The 19,123-nt window shown below is 68.4% G+C and carries 16 protein-coding genes and 1 pseudogene; 4 read left to right on the plus strand and 13 right to left on the minus strand.

Annotation, left to right across the window (positions count from 1 at the left end; all coding sequences use genetic code 11):
• Positions 1-12: 12 nt before the first annotated feature.
• The 13 genes from murC to AB0B25_RS25700 form a co-directional block, all read right to left on the minus strand.
• Entirely contained in the window at positions 13-1,452 is a 1,440-nt protein-coding gene (gene murC / locus AB0B25_RS25640; RefSeq protein WP_357184334.1) for a UDP-N-acetylmuramate--L-alanine ligase, read from the minus strand.
• An 80-nt stretch (positions 1,453-1,532) separates the two neighbouring features.
• Positions 1,533-2,636 carry an undecaprenyldiphospho-muramoylpentapeptide beta-N-acetylglucosaminyltransferase gene (gene murG, locus AB0B25_RS25645; protein WP_357184279.1) on the minus strand — a complete coding sequence of 368 codons (1,104 nt, stop codon included), beginning with the start codon at positions 2,634-2,636 and terminating at the stop codon, positions 1,533-1,535.
• Positions 2,633-4,078 carry a putative lipid II flippase FtsW gene (gene ftsW, locus AB0B25_RS25650; RefSeq protein ID WP_357184282.1) on the minus strand — a complete coding sequence of 482 codons (1,446 nt, stop codon included), beginning with the start codon at positions 4,076-4,078 and terminating at the stop codon, positions 2,633-2,635. The genes murG and ftsW overlap by 4 nt, the downstream gene beginning before the upstream one ends.
• Positions 4,075-5,517, minus strand: a complete 1,443-nt coding sequence (murD, locus tag AB0B25_RS25655) for a UDP-N-acetylmuramoyl-L-alanine--D-glutamate ligase (RefSeq protein ID WP_357184285.1) — start codon at positions 5,515-5,517, stop codon at positions 4,075-4,077. Before murD ends, ftsW begins: the two co-directional genes overlap by 4 nt.
• Before the next feature lie 47 nt (positions 5,518-5,564).
• The gene (gene mraY / locus AB0B25_RS25660) at positions 5,565-6,641 is read right to left on the minus strand and encodes a phospho-N-acetylmuramoyl-pentapeptide-transferase (protein ID WP_357079624.1); all 1,077 of its coding nucleotides are present in this window, start codon (positions 6,639-6,641) and stop codon (positions 5,565-5,567) included.
• Positions 6,638-8,179 (minus strand): UDP-N-acetylmuramoyl-tripeptide--D-alanyl-D-alanine ligase, encoded by a 1,542-nt coding sequence (murF, locus tag AB0B25_RS25665; RefSeq protein WP_357184288.1) that lies wholly within the window; start codon positions 8,177-8,179, stop codon positions 6,638-6,640. Before murF ends, mraY begins: the two co-directional genes overlap by 4 nt.
• Positions 8,176-9,759, minus strand: a complete 1,584-nt coding sequence (locus AB0B25_RS25670) for a UDP-N-acetylmuramoyl-L-alanyl-D-glutamate--2,6-diaminopimelate ligase (RefSeq protein WP_357184291.1) — start codon at positions 9,757-9,759, stop codon at positions 8,176-8,178. Before AB0B25_RS25670 ends, murF begins: the two co-directional genes overlap by 4 nt.
• A gap of 290 nt (positions 9,760-10,049) precedes the next feature.
• Positions 10,050-11,813 (minus strand): penicillin-binding protein 2, encoded by a 1,764-nt coding sequence (locus AB0B25_RS25675; RefSeq protein WP_357184336.1) that lies wholly within the window; start codon positions 11,811-11,813, stop codon positions 10,050-10,052.
• Between the two features lie 128 nt (positions 11,814-11,941).
• Positions 11,942-12,904 (minus strand): hypothetical protein, encoded by a 963-nt coding sequence (locus AB0B25_RS25680; protein WP_357184294.1) that lies wholly within the window; start codon positions 12,902-12,904, stop codon positions 11,942-11,944.
• A gap of 265 nt (positions 12,905-13,169) precedes the next feature.
• Positions 13,170-14,144: a 16S rRNA (cytosine(1402)-N(4))-methyltransferase RsmH gene (gene rsmH, locus AB0B25_RS25685; protein ID WP_357184297.1), complete on the minus strand. Its 975-nt coding sequence runs from the start codon at positions 14,142-14,144 to the stop codon at positions 13,170-13,172.
• Positions 14,145-14,328: 184 nt separating this feature from the next.
• Positions 14,329-14,760 carry a division/cell wall cluster transcriptional repressor MraZ gene (mraZ, locus tag AB0B25_RS25690; RefSeq protein ID WP_355079635.1) on the minus strand — a complete coding sequence of 144 codons (432 nt, stop codon included), beginning with the start codon at positions 14,758-14,760 and terminating at the stop codon, positions 14,329-14,331.
• Positions 14,761-15,182: 422 nt separating this feature from the next.
• Complete coding sequence (locus AB0B25_RS25695; RefSeq protein WP_357184300.1) at positions 15,183-15,605, minus strand: DUF3040 domain-containing protein; 423 nt, start codon at positions 15,603-15,605, stop codon at positions 15,183-15,185.
• Positions 15,606-15,730: 125 nt separating this feature from the next.
• Entirely contained in the window at positions 15,731-16,171 is a 441-nt protein-coding gene (locus AB0B25_RS25700; protein WP_357184303.1) for an SAV_6107 family HEPN domain-containing protein, read from the minus strand.
• 207 nt (positions 16,172-16,378) lie between these two features.
• Between AB0B25_RS25700 and AB0B25_RS25705 the strand changes: the two genes are divergently transcribed.
• The 4 genes and pseudogenes from AB0B25_RS25705 (at position 16,379) to AB0B25_RS25720 (ending at position 19,091) form a co-directional block, all read left to right on the plus strand.
• On the plus strand, positions 16,379-16,990 hold the full coding sequence (locus AB0B25_RS25705) for a GNAT family N-acetyltransferase (protein WP_357184305.1): 612 nt from the start codon (positions 16,379-16,381) through the stop codon (positions 16,988-16,990).
• A gap of 7 nt (positions 16,991-16,997) precedes the next feature.
• A pseudogene (locus AB0B25_RS25710) lies at positions 16,998-17,264 on the plus strand (NAD(P)/FAD-dependent oxidoreductase); the annotation flags it as partial.
• Positions 17,265-17,460: 196 nt separating this feature from the next.
• Positions 17,461-18,237, plus strand: a complete 777-nt coding sequence (locus AB0B25_RS25715; protein ID WP_357184339.1) for a carotenoid biosynthesis protein — start codon at positions 17,461-17,463, stop codon at positions 18,235-18,237.
• Between the two features lie 104 nt (positions 18,238-18,341).
• Positions 18,342-19,091: a DUF3153 domain-containing protein gene (locus tag AB0B25_RS25720; RefSeq protein ID WP_357184342.1), complete on the plus strand. Its 750-nt coding sequence runs from the start codon at positions 18,342-18,344 to the stop codon at positions 19,089-19,091.
• Positions 19,092-19,123: the final 32 nt, after the last annotated feature.

The following is a 19,123-nucleotide window of genomic DNA, read 5'->3' on the forward strand; positions in this document are numbered from 1 at the left end:
GCGCACGCCGGATCACCGTCCGTGCTGAGGCCGCGCCCGTAACCCATCGAGGATCTGGCTGCCGAGCATCGTCACATCACCCGCACCCATCGTGATCACGACGTCGCCAGGCAGGGCCAGACCCGCGACCTGACGGCCGACCCGGGACATATCCGGCTGGTAGTGCACCGGTTTGGTCACCGCCTGGGCTACCAGTGCGCCGTTCACGCCGGGCAGCGGCTTCTCCCGTGCGCCGTAGACATCGAGCACGACGACCTCGTCGGCCAAGCTCAACGCCGCGCCGAAGTCCTGTGCGAACGTCGCGGTACGGCTGTAGAGATGCGGCTGGAACACCACGATGACCCGCCCCTGTCTGGACCGAGCACCATCGCGGGCCTCCTGCTGGACCAGTTCGGCAGCCGCGCCGAGCACGGCGCGCACCTCGGTCGGGTGGTGGGCGTAGTCGTCGAAGACCCGCACGCCGTTCTCCCGTCCAGCGAACTGGAACCTGCGGTGCACTCCGCCGAAACCCTCCAGGCCCTGCACGATTTCGCCCACGTCGGCACCGGCCGAGCGGGCGGCGAGCAGGGCGGCGAGTGCGTTGAGCGCCATATGCCTGCCCGGCACCGACAGTCGCAGCGTCCGCGGCGCGGCCTCGTCGGCGAGTTGGAACTGCGCGATACCGCCGACATCGCGTGGCTCCCAGCTGTGTAAGCGGGCGCCCACCGCGACCGGGGCGTCGGTGAGGTCACCCGATCCGTAACCGAGCACCCGCACATTCTTCTCGGCCAGCCGCGCGCCGACCCGCTCGGCCAGCGCCCGCGAGCCCGGATCGTCCAGGCACACCACGAGCAGTCCGCCTGCGGCGAGGCGGTCGGCGAAGTCGTCGAAAACCTGGACGTATGCCTCATCGGAGCCGAAGAAGTCGAGGTGATCGGACTCGATATTCGTCACCACCGCGACATCCGGGTCGTACTGCAGCAGCGAACCGTCGCTCTCGTCGGCCTCGGCCACGAAGATATCGCCGGTGCCGTGGTGGGCATTGGTGCCCGCCTCGTTCAGTTCGCCGCCGACCGCGAAGGACGGATCGTACCCGCAATGCTGCAACGACACGATCAGCATCGACGTGGTCGAGGTCTTGCCGTGGGTACCCGAGACGAGCAAGGTGCGATGGCCTCGCATCAGCGAGGCGAGCACGGCAGGGCGCAGCAGCACCGGGATGTCGCGCCGATTCGCCTCGACCAGCTCCGGGTTGGTCTTCGGGATGGCCGCGTAGGTGGTGACCACCGCGGTCGGGCCGCCGGGTAGCAGGTCGAGGGCGGTCGCATCGTGACCGATGCGCACCTGTGCGCCCCGTGCGCGCAACGCCAGCACGCCGCGACTCTCCTTGGCATCCGAACCCGACACCGCGCCGCCCCGGGCGAGCAGGATGCGCGCGATCCCGGACATCCCCGCACCGCCGATCCCGACCATGTGCACCCGTGCCAACTCCGGGGGCAATGCGCAACGCTCGCCGGCGGTCTCCGACCCCACCCCGTTCGCCGTGGTCTCGCTCACCGGCCTGCCACCTCCATCGTGATCCGGGCTACCTCGTCGGCGGCGTCACGGTGCCCGGCGCCCGCGGCGGCCCGGCCCATCTCGATCAGCCCTGCGGTGTCCATGAGCAAGGGAATCACCTCATCGATCACGTACTTCGGCGTCAGTTCCGCATCCGGCACAATCCTGCCGCCGCCGTGGCGCACCACCGGTCGCGCGTTGAGTTCCTGCTCCCCGTTGCCGTGCGGAAGTGGCACATAGAACGCGGGCAGCCCGACCGCGGAGACCTCCGCGACCGTCATCGCACCCGACCGGCACACCACCGCGTCGGCGGCGGCATAGGCGAGGTCCATCCGGGACAGATACGGCACCGCCAGGTAGCGGGAGCCATCCTCACCGGACTCCGCCAGCTCGAGCGTGTTCTTGGGACCGTGCGCGTGCAGGACCGAGATGCCCGCCGCGGACAGCTGGGGCGCGGCCGCGGACACGGCCTCGTTCAGGGTTCGCGCGCCCTGCGAACCACCGAATACCAGCAGCACCGGGCCCTCGGCCGGCAGGCCGAAATGGGCACGTGCTTCCTCGCGCAGCGCGGCTCGGTCCAGACTCGTGATCGATTCACGCACCGGGATGCCGACGACCCTGGCGTTCGCGAGGCCCGAATCCGGAACGGCGGCGAGCACCCGCGCGGCGCCGCGCGCGCCGACCTTGTTCGCGATTCCCGCCTTGGCGTTGGCCTCGTGCACCACCACCGGCACGGCACGCCGACGACGCAGGACGCCCGCACCCGCGGCGAGATACGCGGGCAGAGCGACATATCCGCCGAAGCCGACGATCACGTCGGCCTCGACCGCGTCGATCACCGCTCGGGTCCTGGCCACCGCGGCCCGCACCCGCCCTGGCAGCCGCAGCAGATCGGCGGTGGGCTTGCGCGGCAGCGGAACCGGCGGGATCAGCTCGAGGGGATAGCCGCGCTCCGGAACCAGGCGGGTCTCCAGCCCACGTTCGGTGCCCAGCGCCGTCACCCGGATCGAGGCGTCGAGCCGCCGCAACGCATCCGCCACCGCCAGTGCCGGTTCGATGTGGCCCGCCGTACCGCCGCCCGCGACGATTACCGAGATCACCTGGACCTTCCCCGTTCTCTTGCGTGATTGACCGGATAGCTGGGTTCCCACGCCCTGGTGGCGCGGGCCGAGCTGGTGCCGCGACTCTCCGACGCACGACGCCGCACCGGCTCCGCACCGTATCGCGTACGGCCACCGATCGGCAGCGCGGAGGATCCGCGGTCGGGCGCCCGACCGCGGCGCGCCGCCGCGGCCCGGGCGCTCGCCCGAGCCGGTGCGTACACCTCGGGTTTGGGCAACCGCAACAGCCTACTGAAGCGACCGTCCTGTCCGGCGTGTAGCGCCGCGACCGCTTCCGGTTCGTGCCGAGCAGCATTGGCGATCAAGCCGAACATGATCAGGGTGATCGCCAGCGAGGAACCACCCGCGGACACCAGTGGTAGCTGTAGACCGGTGACCGGCAACAAACCGACCACATACCCGATGTTGATCATGGCTTGTCCAGCGATCCACGTCGTCGCGGCAGCGGTCAACAACCGGAGAAAAGGATCTACCGACCGGCTGGCAATACGCAGTCCCGTGTAGACGAACAGTGCGAAAAGCCCCAGCACCAGCGCGCAGCCGAGAAAGCCCAATTCCTCGCCGATGATCGCGAAGATGAAGTCGTTGTGCGCGTTCGGCAAGTAGCTCCATTTGGCGCGGCTCTGCCCCAGCCCTCTACCCCAGATTCCGCCGTCGGCAAGGGAATAGAGAGCCTGTCGAGCTTGATAATTGTCGCCCTGCAGGTCCGAACCCGGGTTGAAGAAGGACCGGACCCGGTTCGACCGATAACCGGCGGACATCGCGAGCACGCCCGCAGCCACGACACCGGAAACCGCGATCGTCACGAAGAGGCGGACCGGTAGCCCGCCGTACCACAGCAGCGCACCGAGAACGAGTCCCACCGCGACCGTGGTGCTGAGGTTCGGCTGGACCACGATCAACAGACATACCAGCAGACCCGCCGGGACCAGCGGAACGAGAAGATCTCGCAAGCTCGAACCGCTGGCCCGTCGGGAAGCCAGCAGGTGGGCGCCCCAGACGATCAGCGTCACCTTCACGATCTCCGACGGCTGCACCGAAACAGGGCCGAGCATCAGCCAACGGCGTGCGCCCTGAGCGCGGGTACCGATACCGGGAACAAGGACCAGTACCAGCGCCAAGACCGACATCGCGAACAGCGGGAACGACACCTGGCGCAATCGGCGCAGCGGAACCCGCAACGCGAGATAGAACAGGACGGCGCCGAGGGCCGCGAACAACGCTTGCTGGATGAACAGCGAGTAAGCCGACCCACCCACCGCGTACTCCACAACCCCCGATGCCGACAGGACCATGACCAGTCCGAGTGTCGTCAACAGCGTGGCGATCGTGACCACCAAGTGGAACGACGCGAGCGGCCGCGCGAGCCAGGCCCCGAACCGGGTGGCCGGCGCGGGATCACGCCGCGCCGATGTCGTCATAGCCGCCGCCCGATGTCACCGTCTTCCAAGGTGTGCACCGCCGCGGCGAAGCTGCGGCCCCGGTGCGTGTAGTCGGCGAACATGTCCAGCGACGCGGCGGCGGGAGCCAGCAGCACGGTGTCACCGCTGCGGGCGAATCCGGCGGCCGCGCGAACGGCACGGGCCATCATCGCGTCGGACGCCTCGGTGTTCGCCGCTTCGTCACCCATCCCTGCATCGTCTCCCGCGATCAACTCGACGACGGGGACCTCGGGCGCGTGTCGCGCCAACGCGGCCGCGATCACCGGGGCGTCGGCGCCGATGAGCACCGCGGCGACCAGCCGCTCGGCGACCTCCTCCACCAGATCCTCGACGTGCGCGCCCTTGAGCTGGCCGCCGGCCACCCAGACCACCTGCGGGTGCGCCAAAATCGAGGAGCGCGCGGCGTGCGGGTTGGTGGCCTTGGAGTCGTCGACGAACTCGACGCCGGCGAGTTCACGCACCAGTTCGGCGCGGTGCGGACCCACCTTGTGCTCGATGAGACCCTCGCGGACGAACTGCGGCGCGACATCGATCGCCCTGGTCAGCGCGGACGCGGCGAGCGCGTCGGCGACACCGGCCGGACCGGGCGGGCTGATATCGCCGACCTCGGCGAGGATGGCGGCTTTGGTGAACGCCCGGTCGAGCAGCTTGCCGTCGACCACGCCCAGCTCGCCATCCGCGGGCACTCCGATCCGGAAGCCCACTGTCCTGCGCGCCTTGGACTTGCGCGCCAGCGAAGCCGCGACGGGATCGTCCAGACCGACCACGGCGACTCGGCCGACCAGAGCCCGCGCCTTCGCCGCAGCATAGGCGTCCAAGCCACCGTGCCAATCCAGGTGATCCTCGGCCACATTGAGCACTACACCCGCCTCTGGCCGCACCGACGGCGCCCAGTGCAGCTGGAACGACGACAGCTCGACCGCGAGCACCTGCGGACCGGGATTGCGGCGCAGCGCGTCCAGAATCGGAAGGCCGATGTTGCCGCAGGCGACGCTGGCGATACCCGCGGCGCGCAGAATCGCGTGGGTCATCTGTGTGGTGGTGGTCTTGCCATTGGTGCCGGTGACGACTAGCCATTTGCGAACCGGCCCGTAGATCCTCGCCTGATCGACCCACCAGGCGAATTCGACGTCACCCCACACCGGTGTGCCCTCGGCTACCGCGGTGGCGAGCACCGGAGAATCCGGCCGCCAGCCCGGACTGGTGATCACCAGCGCGAACCGGCTCCAGTCGGTGGATTCCAGCTCGGCGGGGGTGGCCACATCCAGTCCGAGCCCGGCGGCCTCCGACAGCGCGGCGGCGCCGCCGTCGGTGACCACCGGTCGCGCGCCGATATCCCGCAGTGGCTCGACCAGCGAACGCCCCGATACACCCCAACCCGCGACCAGAACGTCACGTCCGCGCAGGAATTCGAGCATGGGCCCTGGTGAACGAAGGGCCCGAGGAGAATGTTCGACCATCTCGTTCACCCGACCGCAGAGAGGTATTCGCTGTAGAACAAGCCGAGACCGACGGCCGAGGCCATCGCGGCCAAGAGCCAGAACCTGATGATCACCGTTGTCTCGGCCCACTTGCTGAGCTCGAAGTGATGATGGAACGGCGCCATCTTGAACAACCGGTTACGCGTCGTGCGGAACACGGCAACCTGCAACACCACCGACGCCGTCTCGGCGACGAACAGCGCGCCGATGACGATCATCAGCAGCTCGGTCCGGGTGGTGATGGACAGACCGGCGAGCATGCCGCCCAATGCCAGCGAACCGGTGTCACCCATGAAGATCTTCGCCGGCGCGGCGTTCCACCACAGGAAGCCGACACACGCGGCGGCCCCCGCGGCGCATACCAGGGCCAGATCCAGCGGATCGCGAACGTTGTAGCAGCCGGTCTCCGGCTTGGTCTCACAGGCGTGGTAGTACTGCCAGAACGTGATGACCACGTACCCGCCGAGGACCAGGCTCATCGATCCGGCGGCCAAGCCGTCCAAGCCATCGGTCAGGTTCACCGCATTGGACCACGCGACCACGACGAAGCACACGAACACCAGGAACACGACCACACCCATGGTCACCGTGCTGATGTCGCGCACGTAGGACAGGTGCCTACTGGCAGGGGTCAGCCCGCTCGCGCCGCGGAACTGCAGTGCGAGCACACCGAAGATCACCGCCGCGGTCAGTTGGCCGAGATATTTACCTGCCGCGGTCAGACCCAGGTTGCGTTGCTTACGAATCTTGATGAAGTCATCGAGGAAGCCCACCGCGCCGAGTGCGGTGGCCAGGCCGAGTACCAGCAGTGCCGAGGCCGACGGTCCTTCGGCGTCGTACCCGATACCGATCAGATGCGAACCCAGATATCCCGCCCACAGCCCGACCAGAATGGCCACTCCGCCCATGGTCGGGGTGCCGCGCTTGGCCTGGTGGCTGGCAGGACCGTCGACCCGGATCTCCTGGCCGAAACCCTGCTTGGCGAACATCTTGATCAACAACGGGGTGAGCAGGATCGAGACCGTCAGCGCGATCGCCGCCGCGAAGAGAATCTGTCTCATCCTGCTGCCTCCGTGTCATGTCCCGCCCTGCTGCCCGGCGCGGCGGCGTCGCGTCCTGCCGCGGAAGCCGCATCGGTCAGATGTTCGGCGACCTTCCACAGGCCCACCGACTTCGATGCCTTGACCAGCACCACGTCACCCGCGGTGACTTCTTCGTCGAGCAGAGCGATCGCCGCCTCGATGTCCGGTACGAGGATCGACTCCTCGCCCCATGACCCTTCCATCACCGCTCCTTGGTGCAGCGCGCGGGAGGGCCGTCCGGTCCCGACCACCACCACGCGGCTGACATCCAGTCGCACGGCGAGTCGGCCGATCGCGTCGTGTTCCAGGACGGATTCCGCGCCGAGTTCCCCCATTTCGCCGAGCACCGCCCAGCTGCGCCGTGGGGTCTCCCCCGCTCGCGCCATGCTCACCAGCGCTTTCAGCGCGGCGCGCACCGAGTCCGGGTTGGCGTTGTAGGAGTCGTTGACCACCGTGATCCCGTCGGCAGTGGTCCGCACGTCCATCCGGCGGGCCGACGCAGCGTGCGCACCCGACAGCGTCCGGGCGAGGGCTTCGAGATCCGCGCCGCACTCCAGTGCGACCGCGATCGCGGACAGCGCGTTGCCGACGTGATGCTCGCCGTGCACAGCCAACCGCACCGGGATCTCGCCCACGGGAGTGTGCGCGGTGAACTCGGCCCGTGCCTGCTCGTCGAGCCGGATGCCGGTGGCGCGGATGGTGGCGGTCTCGGCCTGGCCGACGGTCACCACGCGGGCCGTCGTCCGTGCGGCCATCGCGGCGACCTGGGGATCGTCGGCGTTGAGTACCGCGAGTCCGGTCGCCGGCAGCGCCTCGACCAGCTCGCCCTTGGTCTGCGCGATGGCCGCGCGGCTGCCGAACTCGCCGAGATGCGCCGTGCCGACATTGAGCACGACACCGATACTCGGCGGTGCCACCTCGGCCAGCGCGGCGATGTGGCCCGGACCACGTGCCGACATCTCGAGCACCAGGAAGCGGGTCTCGGCATCGGCGCGCAGCGCGGTCCACGGGTGGCCGAGTTCGTTGTTGAACGATCCAGGCGGTGCGACGACCGGGCCCAGCGGGGCGAGTACCGCGGCCAGCAGATCTTTCGTGGACGTCTTGCCGGAGGACCCGGTCACGCCGACGACGGTGAGCCCGCCGTCCGCGACCAGGCGCGACACGCTCGCGCGCGCCAGTGCCGCGAGCGCGGCGAGTACCGCGGCGCCCGAGCCGTCCGAATCATGGGACAGGGCAACCGAACTCGCGGGCACCGAGTCGCGATTCGGTGCGACGACAACGGCAGGCACACCCACCGGCCGCGCGGCGAGTACCGCGACCGCCCCGGCGGCGATCGCCGCCCCTGCGTACTCGTGGCCGTCGGAGCGCTCTCCCGGCAGCGCCAGGAAGAGATCACCGGAACCTATTCGGCGCGAATCGAATTCGACCGCACCGGTCACTCGCACCTCCGGGTCGGGAACGTCGTGCAGCGTGCCGCCGACGACGTCCGCGATCTCCCGCAGTGTCATCTCGATCATGAAACCGTCAAGTCCTCCGCGTGATTTCCTTGCGGACTTCGTCTTTCCAATGCGACCGCAAGCACCTCGCGGTCGTCGAAGGGATGCTTCACGCCCTGGATCTCCTGCCCTACCTCATGTCCCTTGCCCGCGATCAGAACCACGTCACCGGGGTTCGCCCACTCCACCGCGGCCGCAATGGCTTCGGCCCGATCGCCGATCTCACGCACTTCGCCGCGCTCGGCCTCCGGCACCTCCGACGCACCGGAGCGGACCGCGGCTCGGATCGCTGCCGGGTCCTCGGTGCGCGGGTTGTCGTCGGTGATGATCAGCAGGTCGGCGCCGCGTGCACCGGCTGCGCCCATCAGCGGCCGCTTGCCCGCATCGCGGTCACCACCGGCGCCGACGACCACAGCGAGCCGTCCGGCTGTGTCCGCGGCGAGATGCCCACGGAGCGTGGCGATTACGGACTCCAGCGCCGCGGGTTTGTGCGCGTAGTCGACGATCGCCAAGAATTCCTGCCCGCGCTCCACCCGTTGCATTCGGCCGGGGACGTCCACGGTGGCCAACGCAGGTGCGGCAACCGCCGGTTCGACTCCCGCGGCGGCGCACACGGCGATCGCGAGCAGACCGTTGGCGACGTTGTAGTGGCCGGGAAGTCGCAGCCGCACCGGCACATCCCTCTGCGGGCCGGACGCCGTGAAATCCTGCTCGCCGCCATGCGCCGACACCTCACCGGAAAGGCTCCAGTCCGCGGATCGCTTGGTGGACACGGTGATCGGGTTCGCGACGTCTTCGGCGAGCCGTCGTCCCCACGCGTCGTCCACACAGATCACCGGAATGCGCGACGCCACCGCCGAATTCGGATCGAACAGTCTGCGCTTGGCGGCGAAGTAGTCCTCGAAATCGGCATGAAAGTCCAGGTGGTCTTGCGACAGGTTGGTGAACGCGCCGACCGCGAAGCGCACACCGTCCACCCGACCCAGCGCCAGCGCGTGGCTGGACACCTCCATCACCACCGCGTCCACCCCCTGCTCGACCATCAGCGCGAACATCGCGTGCAGCTGCGGCGCCTCCGGGGTGGTCAGCGCGCTGGGCACGCGCCTGCCGCCGATCCTGGTCTCGATGGTGCCGATCAGTGCCGTGGACAGTCCCCCTGCGGCCAGGCCGGCCTCGACCAGATACGAGGTCGTCGTCTTGCCCGAGGTTCCGGTGATCCCGATGATGCGCAACCGCTCGGAGGGGTTGCCGTAGATCGTCGCCGACAGCTCGCCGAGCACCGCGCGGGGATCATCCCGCACGAGCACCGGCACGCCCAGTTCCGCCACCGACTCCGCACCCACCGCGTCGGTCAGCACCGCGACGGCGCCTCGCGCGACCGCGTCCCGGGCGAACCGGGCGCCGTGCGAGCGGGCGCCGGGCAATGCGGCGAACAGGTCGCCGGGCAGTACAGCGTCCGAGCGTTGCTCGATGCCGCTGACCGATAATTCACGCGCAGCCGATTCGAGATTCGTTCGTGCCCCGATGGTGGCGGCCAAAGACGCCAGCGGCGTTGCCGGCGAGTGCTCGGGCCGCAATGCGCGTGGTTGACCGGACTGCACAGAAACCAGGCTCCTTTCGAGGGCAGCGATCGACGTGTCAGGTTACCGGCGACCGATCACGGCAGGACCATGCGCCCCACCGCAACGTCGGCGATGTCGATACCCGAACCCTACGGGCTGCACCATCGTGAACGGACCGCGCCACGCGGCAGAAGACAGTGACCCATCGCGGGCGAGGCAAGCACCGCCGCATTCCGGCGGCCCAGCTGCGCCCAGCCGATCGGAGCGCGAGGTGTCGGCCACTTCCACGGTCGGCTGTGCGTGCCGCCGCACCGAGCCGACGAACAGAATCACCCTGCCTGCAGCACGAATCGCTTGGACGGCTGCGGTGACGGCGGGATTCGATCGCGCTGCAGCGCCCACGAGGCGATGTTGTGGAACAGCGGAGCCACCGAACCGCCACCGCTACCATCGGAACTCCGAACGGGCGCATCGAGCATGAGACCGATCACGTAGCGCGGATTGTCGGCTGGGACCATACCCGCGAAGGTGATCCAAAACGACGACGTGGAATAACATTCACAATCTGGATCGACCTTCTGCGCGGTGCCGGTCTTTCCTGCCACCTGATAGCCCGTGATGGCAGCGGGCCAACCGGTTCCGTTCTGCTCGGCGTCCATCGGGTCGCGCTGCATGACCGCCTGGAACATTGTCCGCAATGTCGCGGCGGTCTGCGGGCTCACCACCCGCACCCCCTCCGGTTGGGCCTCCTCGGTGCGCGTGCCATCCGGCGCGATCTCGGTTTTGACGATCCTTGGCGGGATGCGGACGCCGTCGTTGGCGATGGCCTGATACATCCCTGCCATCTGCAACGTCGTCATCGAAAGACCCTGTCCGATGGGAAGATTCGCGAATGTGCCACCGGACCACTGGTCGCGGTCGGGCACAAGTCCCGCGCTCTCTCCCGGCAAGCCGATGCCCGTGCGCTGACCGAGCCCGAACCGGTGCACCATGTCGGCGAACCGGTTCTCACCGACCCGCTGTGCCAGCATCAGCGTTCCCACGTTGGAGGATCTGCCGAAGATACCCGTGGTGGTGAACGGCGCCACGTCGTGCGTCCACGCATCGTGGACGGTGACGCCCGCCATCTGAATATCGCCGGGAACCTGCAACACTTCCTCGGGACTGGTCAAGCCGTATTCGATGGCCGCGGCCGCCGTAATGATCTTGTTCACCGACCCCGGTTCGAACACGTCCGAGACCGAGGGATTGTTCAGATCGGCCCTGGCCCAGCTCTGCGGTCCCAGCGCCGGGTTGAAGGTGTTGTCGTTGGCCATCGCGAGCACCTGGCCGGTCTTGGCATCGAGGACGACCGCCGAGGCGGAGCCCGCGCCGGACAGTTCCTTGGCCTGCTGCACCTGCTGTTGGACGTAATACTGCAGATCCGAGTCCACGGTGAGCTCGATCGCGGACCCGTTCACCGCAGGCTGTTCATCCCGCCAGCTGCCAGGAATGACCGCACCGTCGGATCCGCGATCGTAGGTGTGCGATCCGTCGGTACCCGCCAACACCGAGTCCATCGACGACTCCAGCCCGACCTGCCCGTGGCCGTCCCACCCGGTGGCGCCGACCACGTTCGCCGCCAGTGACCCACCTGGATATACCCGGATGCTCTGGTGGTCGGAACCGACTTGCGAGAACTTCTCGGTAATTTCTCCGGCGATCCGCGGATCGACGTTACGGGCGAGATACACGAACTGATCGTCACCGCGCAGCTTGGCGAGCAGATCCGTTTCCGTGGGCGCGTCCTTACCGAGCTTCTCGTGGATCATGCGCGCGATATCGCGCAACCGCTCATCCGGATCAGGCGCCTTGTCGCTCTTGGCTCTGGCGTCGGACAACTCCTTGCGCACCCGAACCGGCTGGAAGGTCAAGGCTTTGGCGGAGATGGTGAAGGCGAGTGACTTGCCGTTGCGATCGGTGATCGGCCCACGCGTGGCCTGGTCGGGCTGATGGGTGGTGCGCTGGCTGGCCGCCTGCGCCGACAGCCCCGGTGCCGCGACGCTCTGCACCCACAGCAGCTGCAGTGCGACGACGGCGAGCGCGACCAACATGACGACGCGGCCGACGCCGAGCCGCAGCCGCAGCGGCTGATCCGGTCCGAGCGCCGTGGACCTGCGTGGACCTGCGCCCTGGGACGCGGCGGGCCCGCGACGCCGACGCGGCGCGGGCCCAGGACGCGTCATAGCGGCCCTCCGTCGAGGAGAACTTGCGACTGCGGCGTCTCCTCGTCCGGCTGCTGCTCCACTCGAGCCGGAGCGACCTCCACCTGCAGCGGTTGTTGCGCTTCCACCTGCGGCAGCCGTTGTGTTTCCACCTGTGGCGGCTGTTGTGTTTCCACCTGTGGCAGCTGAGATTCTTCTGCTTGGGCCTGCGGCGCTCCAGCTGGCGGCCGGGGCCCTGGTTCCACGTCGGCGTGCGACTGCTGATCCGTCGCCTGCGGGGCGGCGGGCACCGGGCCGGGCAGAGTGGGGCCGACCACCACGGGGGCGACCGGCACCGGGCTCGCGGGCGCGGCATCGCCCCGGACGGTGTTCTGTTCTCCGGTAGCCGCCTGGCCCTGCCCAGGCACGGCGGGCATCGTGGTGACCGGTATCACCCGCTCGCCCCTGGCCTGCGCGTTACCGACCCGCGGGCCCGACGGCGAGACATTCAGCGGTGGCACCGGCGCGCCTTGGGCGGGCGTCGGTGTGCCGATCACCGTGACAGTGCCGTCCGGCGCGATGACGAGGCGGGCCGGGTCCTTGGCCGGGATCATGCCCAGTTCCCGCGCCCGCGCGGCCAGCTCGGGCGCCGAATCGGCGGCCTCGACCTCCCGCTGCAAGGCGGCGCGCTCGTCGGCCAATTTCCGGTTGGTCGCCCGCGCGTCGCCGAGCTGGTAGCTGTCCTCCGCGGCCCGGGTGGTGAGCAACAGGGTCAGCGCGAGGCCACAGCCGAGCAGCGCGATGATGGCCGTGACGAACGGAATCCGCGCGGCCATCGCGGAGCGCCGCATGGCGGGCGGCATCGCATCCGAACGACCTTCGGCACGCAGTCTGCGCCGGGCGTAAGCCCGCTGTGCCGCACCGGACTTCACCCGTTCGGCTTCCTGGACCCGCCGGGCGATCCGGCCCGGCGCTTCGACGGTCCGTGTCCGCACGCTCATCGGTTCCCCTCCTCTGTCCGCACGAGATGCCGGATCGGCGCAGCGCGACGCTGTCTCATCCGGCCTCCTGTGTCGTGTGGGACATCCGCACCCGGTCGGCGCGACAGGCGCTGCGCGATGATGCCGCACCGCGCCACTGGATCTTGCGGGACACCCGCACCCGGTCGGCGCGACAAGGCGCTGCGCGATGATGCCGCACCGCGCCACTGGATCTTGCGGGACACCCGCACCCGGTCGGCGCGACAAGGCGCTGCGCGATGATGCCTCACCGCGCCTCCTGAATCCGCTCCGCTGCGCGCATCCGCACCGGCGCTGCCCGTGGGTTCTCCTCGATCTCCTGCTCGGTCGCCTTCTCCGCGCCACGGGTGAGCATGCGGAATTCCGGCCCCATCCCGGGCAGTTCGACCGGTAGATCCACCGGCGTCCTGGACATCGCGCGCGGAGCCAACGCCTGCTTGACCACCTTGTCCTCCAACGATTGGTAGGACATGACGACCACGCGGCCGCCGACACGCAGCGCGGCCAACGCGGCGGGCAACGCGTCCCGTAGCGAATCGAGCTCCCGATTGACCTCCACGCGCAACGCCTGGAAGGTCCGCTTGGCCGGATGCCCGCCGGTGCGGCGGGTCGCCGCGGGAATCGTGGCGTACAGCAGTTCCACCAGCTCACCGCTGGTGGTGAACGGCTTCAGCTTGCGACGGCGGACCACCTCGGCCGCGATGCGGCCCGCGAATCGTTCGTCGCCATAGGTTTTCAGTACCCGGGCCAGATCACCGTGGCTGTAGGTGTTGAGCACGTCGGCGGCGGTGGGACCGGTGGTCGGATCCATCCGCATGTCCAGCGGCGCGTCGACCGAGTAGGCGAAGCCACGGTCGGTCTCGTCGAGCTGCATCGACGAGACCCCGAGGTCCATCAGGATCGCCGAGACCGAGCCGGTGGCCGACAGTCCCGCCTGGGTCAACGCCGCGGCGATGCCGTCATAGCGGGTGTGCACCAACGTGATCCGATCCGCGAACGGCGCGAGCCGCTCACCAGCCAGCTTCAGTGCGGTGGTGTCGCGATCCAAGCCGACCAGATGCAGGTTCGGATAGGAGCGCAGAAAATGTTCGGCGTGGCCGCCGAGGCCGAGGGTCGCATCGACATACACCGCACCCGGTTCGCCGAGGACCGGACCGAGCAGCGCATCGGCCCGCTCGAGCAGAACCGGAACATGACGAGGGCCGCGCTGTTCACGGTTCACCTCGACCTCCCGGAATCCTGCCTCACGTCGTCGCGCGCCGCACACGGGCCGCGTTGATACACAGTGCTTTTGATACGGACACGAATGCCCCGTGGTCTCTGACCGAACCTCGGCACCTGGCGTCGGGGAAGTACGTCAGGGTCCGTGTCCGGGCAGAGACCGCGCGGCACTCGCTCGGTCGGGGCTAGAAGATTCCGCCCAGCGACTCGTCTCTGGCTTGCGAGAAGTCCTCCTCATGTTCGGCGAGGTAGGACTCCCACGCCTGCTTGTCCCATATCTCCAGGAAATCGACCGACCCGATCACCACGCAATCTCTATCCAGGTTGGCGTAGCGGCGATGGTCTGCCGACAAAACGATCCGGCCCTGAGCGTCCGGACGCTGTTCGTCCGTTCCGGCCGCGAGCGCCCGGACGAACGCGCGAGCCTGCGGATTACTTCGAGACGCGGCCGCGGCTCGCCGAGCGAGCGCGGTGAACTCTTCTTTCGGGTACACGGCAAGGCTGTGATCCTGCCCCTTCGTGACCATCAACCCTCCCGCCAGATCGTCTCGAAACTTCGCAGGCAACGTGAGTCGCCCCTTGTCGTCCAAGCGAGGTGTGTAGGTACCGAGAAACATCTCGACACCTCCCTAGTCGATCACCTCGATGGTCGGCCCTTTCAGTAAGTGCGCGCTCCACATTACCCCACTTTCCCCCACTTTCAATCGAAACAAGCGGTGATCTGGCTCCCGACTCAGACGATTCCGCAGGTCACCCCAGCTATCACCGGCATGGCGACCTTTTGCGAGTTCTACCGACACGCGCCAGGCCACGGAGCAAATGTCCGATAACACCTAGCAAACCCCCTGGACAGCCCTGTCGGAACCGACCGGAGGGGCATGGTGGGGGAAGTATGCGGGGAGGTGTGGGGAAGCTCGAAAGTCCGGTGCCGAATCAGGTGGAGAGCATCCCGCGCGTTCGGCGCCCGAACGCACAAAACGGCGACGCCGCACCATCACGGTGCGGCGTCGCGTCTATCTGACGAGAGTCCGGCGGCGGGCTACTCCTGCTCGAACCGCCGCCGGAACCGGTCCTCCATGCGATCGGAGAAACCACCGGACTTGCGCTGACGCCCGCGTCCGCTCGATCCGCCCGGACCACCAGACGGGGTGTCACCGCCGGCTCGGCTGTTCTTGGCAATGCTCTTGGTACTGCCGAGCAGCAAGAGCACGCCCGCACCGAACATGACGATGAATCCGATCAGGCTGATGATCGGGAAGCCGCCGGGCTTCACCGGTGCGGCGATGCCGGCGACGAGGAGAAATAGGCCGAGGACGAACAACGCCGCGGCCTGGAGTCTGCGGCGACTCGAGGTCGAACGTAGCCGCCCGCCGCGAACGGACGAGGCGAACTTGGGATCCTCAGCATAGAGAGCGCTCTCTATTTGTTCGAGCATGCGCTGCTCGTGCTCGGAGAGTGGCACGGTACCTCCCCCGGCACTAGGACGTGGCTGCCGCCTCCGGGTAGGCGACAGATAGCCGACCTTGGCGGCTATCTGTCACCAATGATACGAGTTCGATCACAGCCGTACCACCTTCTCGTCGATAACTAAGCGGTCATGCCGCCGCTCCATCCCGGCGCGGGGCGCAACCGCGCCGACACGGACAGGAGGTCTTCGACGTCATGTAGGAATGCGCCCACCCGCGAAGAGAACTCGTCGGCCTCGTGATCATCGACATCCCGGTCCAATCCGGCCTCCAGTGCGGCCCGGATCTCCGAGCGCGCGCTGAAGTAGTCCGCCCACATCACGAACTCGGGCGCGGCGCGCTGCAAGAGCACCCACGCATTGCGCGAGCGCGCCCTGGCCGCGGCATCGGCACCGGTGAGCGCGATCACCGCACCCGCGCCGCGCAGCGCGGCCAGGTAGGCGGTGCGGAACCGCTCGCGCGGATCCCGCTCCCCGTGCGCCTGCATGAGCAAACCATCGGCCCGCAGCAGCAACTTGCCGGCCCGGCCCGGCTGCCCTGGATGTTCGACTCGACCAGACATCAGCCTGCCCTCCGTAGTCGCAGTAGTCGCAGTAGTCGCAGTAGTCGCAGCAATCGCACACCCTGGCCCGTAGCCTGCATGGGAGGCGGCATATCACTCCGCTTCCCACCACCGCACGGACCGAACAGGTATTCGAACGTTTGAATTGAGCTTGAATATAGAGACGCCCACCGACAAACTTCCGCGTCCGCGCGGCCCACGAGAGCCATGACCGCCGTCAAGCCCAACCACACCCCCGCACCCGCCATCGTCGACCTCTCGGTCGCGGACCTGCGCGCCCGGCTGCACGACGCGTTGGCGGTTTACGTCGCGGCCATGGCCTATCCGCGCGGCACGGAGCACCACCGCGCGCCGATGTGGACCGAGCACACCACCAGGTCGGGCTGGCAGGCGGTGGCCGCCGTGGTGCCCGACGATTCCGGTCGAATCGATCTGCGGTGCGCGCCGATCGTGGCGATCGCCTACGGCTACCGCGGCGCCGCGCACCAGTGGTGGCATCAACAGGTGCACAGTGGGATGCGCCGCTGCGGCTGGCCGGAGAACTCCACACGCGAACTGCTCGCGGACTATTTCGAACTCACCGAACTGCATGTGCATCCCACCGCGCAAGGCCGCGGTATCGGCGCCACGCTACTGGAACGACTGCTTCGCGACCGACCCGAGCGCGCCGTGCTGCTGTCGACGCCCGAAGTCGACGGCGAGGACAACCGCGCGTGGCGGCTCTACCGCAGGCAGGGATTCGACGACGTGGTACGCGATTTCGTGTTCGCGGGCGACAATCGGCCCTTCGCGATCCTCGGCAGGCGGCTGCCGCTGTGAGGGCCGGGTGACGGTTGTCGTCGGCTCCGGCCACAACGCGGTGGTCGCCCCGTGTTATCCGGCTGGCGCCGGGCACCCGGTAGAGGTGCTCGAACGCGACGAGATGCGCGGTGGGGCGGTGTCGACGGTGCAGCGGTTTCCCTGCCATCGGGTCGATCGCCGGTCGTCGGAGCACCTCATGGTCCGGCACACCGGGATCATCGAAGAACTCGAGTTCACCCATTTCGGGCTGCAATACATCGATGGCGATCGATGGGGATTCCCGCCCGGCCCGCCACCGAACGCCCACATCCTCCGCGCCACGGCGACCACTTCGGCCCTACACGACCTTCGACTCGGCCAATTTCTCCGACGGCACCGACGGTGACGGGCGCGGGCGACCCACCGTCGGCGTCACGCGGGTGCGCCGAAACATCCGAGCCGTTGCCCGGACACCTTCCGTGACCGCCGAGATCGGCGCCGTGCGACCGATGCCGGAACATCGTTCCGCACTGTTCGAATTGTCGGTGGCCTGCGCGGTGCTGGCAGTCGCCGCGCAGATCGGCTATCCGTTGACTTCCGGCGACGGGCGTGACCGGATCACGATCGCGGTCGTGTTGCTGTCCACCGGGACGGCGCTCGCCCACGCGTCAGCGACCCGGGGACTGCGTTATGCCGTCGGCGTGGTGCTCGTCTCCGGAATCGGACTGCTGGCCGAGGTGGTCGGCACCGCGACGGGTGCGCCGTTCGGCTGCTACGGATACGCGGTGGACCGGCTCGGGCCCGCGCTGTTCGGGGTGCCGCTGATCGTCGCGACAACTTGGATCGGCGGGATGTATCCGGCGTGGGTGGTAGCCGGGGCGGTATCTCGGCGGACAACGGCGCGGATCACGCTGACCGCCCTCGGCGCCGTCGGCTGGGACCTGTTCCTCGACCCGCAGATGGTCGCCGACGGGCAGTGGACCTGGTGTGATGCTGGCTCCGGCCTACCTGGTCTCGAGCAGATCCCGTCCGTGAATTACCTGGGGTGGTTCGGCGTCGCGCTCGTCATGGCCGGTCTACTCGCGGTGTGGGAGCGTGCGGCGCCCGCCGGCGCCCCGGTATCCGGTCTCGCCGTCCCGGGCGCGATGTTCGTGTGGACCTGGCTCGGGTCGGCACTGGCCCACGCGGTGTTCCTCGGCTTGCCCTATTCCGCCTGCTATGGACTGGTAGGGATGGGTGTGCTCGGCGTCCCGCTGCTGGTTGTCCTGCTCCGATCACGGCGCTGACCTGACCCGATGTCCCCCGCGCTGCCAGGGTGCGACACGGGTTGCGCCCGTCGCGTGGCATGCCGGGCGAGTGGCCTGGCACGATGTCACCCGTGCAGACCACGATGCCCGATGCCCTGGTACTCCCGCCGCAACGGACACCACGCCGTGGCGTGCGTATCGCCGCGGCTGTCCTGCTCGCGGTGTTGCTGGCCCCGGTGCTCGCAGGCTGCCTGCGAGTCCAGGTCTCGATGGGTGTCTCATCCAACGATCGGGTGTCCGGCCGGATCGTCGCCGCGGTGGTGCCCACGGACCCCAACGACAAAGGACCGCAGTTGAAGGCGCCCGAGTCGCTCGCGGCGAAGGTGCGGGTGGAGGCGTACGCCCAGGACGGTTACGCGGGCAGCCAGGTGTTCTTCGACGATCTGTCATTCGGCGAAGTGCAGCAACTCGGGCAGTTGTCCGAGCAGACCCAGGGCATGTTCCAACTGCAGTTCGTGCGTACCGGCGATCTGGTCAGCCTCACCGGCCGGGTCGATCTGAAATCCGTGCCGCCACACGGCTCCGACGTACAGTTCACCATCGCGTTCCCGGCCCGCGTCGCGAAGACCAACGGCAGCCGCGAGGGCGACAACATCGTCTCCTGGAAGCTGCCGCCCGGTGATGTCTCCACGCTGCGCGCCGAGGTCAGCTATGCCGACCCGAACACCCGCTCATTCGCGGGCTGGGCGGGCATCGTCGGCGGCATCACCCTCGCTGTGGCCGCGATCATCGCCGCCATGGCGTTCATGGATCGCAACCCGGCCGCGCCCGCCGCGCCGGAGATCGGGTTCTCACTGAGCCGCTGGTGGCGCTCGGTGACGCAGAATCGCTGAGCATTTCGTCGGCACGCCGCGATAGCGTGGCG

This window comes from Nocardia sp. NPDC049190, assembly GCF_040648115.1.
In the GTDB taxonomy this organism is placed as follows: Bacteria; Actinomycetota; Actinomycetes; order Mycobacteriales; family Mycobacteriaceae; genus Nocardia.